Annotated in this window: 3 pseudogenes; 2 read left to right on the top strand and 1 reads right to left on the bottom strand. The window is 44.0% G+C overall.

From position 1 onward, the window contains the following. Window positions 1-328, top strand: a pseudogene (locus BACCOP_RS01480) (IS1380 family transposase); the annotation flags it as partial. A 172-nt stretch (window positions 329-500) separates the two neighbouring features. Here the strand turns inward: BACCOP_RS01480 and BACCOP_RS20585 are convergent. Beyond that, window positions 501-653: pseudogene (locus BACCOP_RS20585) on the bottom strand (rRNA adenine N-6-methyltransferase family protein); the annotation flags it as partial. A 190-nt stretch (window positions 654-843) separates the two neighbouring features. On the opposite strand from BACCOP_RS20585, the pseudogene BACCOP_RS01470 reads away from it, so the two are divergent. Next, window positions 844-1,365 (top strand): annotated as a pseudogene (locus tag BACCOP_RS01470) (IS1380-like element IS615 family transposase); the annotation flags it as partial.

Below are 1,365 nucleotides of genomic sequence, written 5' to 3'. Positions count from 1 at the left end.
GTGAATTCTATAACTTGCGCGTGGCAAAGAACGAGTTTTTGATGACATGAACAATGGGTTTGGATGGGACAGACTGCCTAAATCCTTCATGGCGGAAAATACCGTGTTCCTGCTCCTGACGGCACTGATACGCAATTTCTACAAGGCCATCATGCAAAGGATTGAAGTGAAGAAGTTCGGGCTCAAGGAAACCAGCCGTATCAAGACGTTTGTCTTCAAATTCATTTCAGTACCTGCCAAGTGGATTAAGACCGCAAGGCAATGTGTGCTGAATATCTACACCGACAACCATGCATATGCAGAAGCCTTCAAAACTTCTTCCGGATGATTTACATCACTTGATGGCCACTGATTGCGTATTGCCTCAAGTCGCTTTATGGGGTAAGGGGATGGTATGCGCATTGAAACGGACGCGAGGACTTAATGGTTATCTTACGAATCAAAAGTCCATTTCTCTTTATGTAGGTAGCACTTCGGGAATGGAGTTGCGGATTTAAGGATAAATGAACAGTAAGAAACCCCTTGCCTGCCCCAATATCTAAAACCGTATCCTGATTACTTATATTTGCTTGTCTTATTGCATCTTTTATTAGCACTTTATCAATAGTAAAGTGCTGACCCGTAAAACGAACGGGCAATTTCTTTTTTGTCATTAGTAACTTCTTACAGGTGAATACTTGAATTGTTCCTTTCTGAATTTTCCTAAACCTTAATTCCGCAACATAATTGATAATTATTTTTATAAGTTCCTGAGCAACATTTTGTTGCCCAGGTTTTTGCCATGTCAGCGTTTTCACTTACCTTAGTGTTGCGAATCCAAAGACAAAGAAAACCGCAACAGGCATGGCAAAGGTAGCAATAAAATCCGAAAGACTCACTCCTTTTGGAGGCATATTTCCAATCATGGAGCAATTTACCTCCCTTCTCTCCTCTACAATTGACTCAACACTTGGGTTGAGATGCAAACTCTATGGTTATCAATACAGCGAAATCATCCGCTCCCTCCTATGCGTTTACTTCTGCGGCGGTTCTTGCGTTGAGGATGTCACCGCCCACTTAATGAGTCATCTTTCCCTTCACCCCACACTCCGCACCTGTAGCGCCGACACCATCCTTAGGGCAATAAACGAACTGACCCGGGAAAACATCTCATACACGTCTGATGCCGGAAAGTCCTATGATTTCAATACGGCAGACACACTCAACACATTGCTCCTGAATTGCCTGTTGTCCACAGGGCAGTTGAAAGAGGGCGGGGAGTATGACGTTGACTTTGACCACCAGTTCATTGAGGCGGAGAAGTACGATGCAAAGCCCACGTACAAGAAATTTCTTGGTTACAGGTCCGGTGTGGCCGTTATCGGC

Source organism: Phocaeicola coprocola DSM 17136 (assembly GCF_000154845.1).
Classification (GTDB): Bacteria; Bacteroidota; Bacteroidia; order Bacteroidales; family Bacteroidaceae; genus Phocaeicola; species Phocaeicola coprocola.
This window is presented reverse-complemented; position numbering and strand designations above follow the sequence as displayed.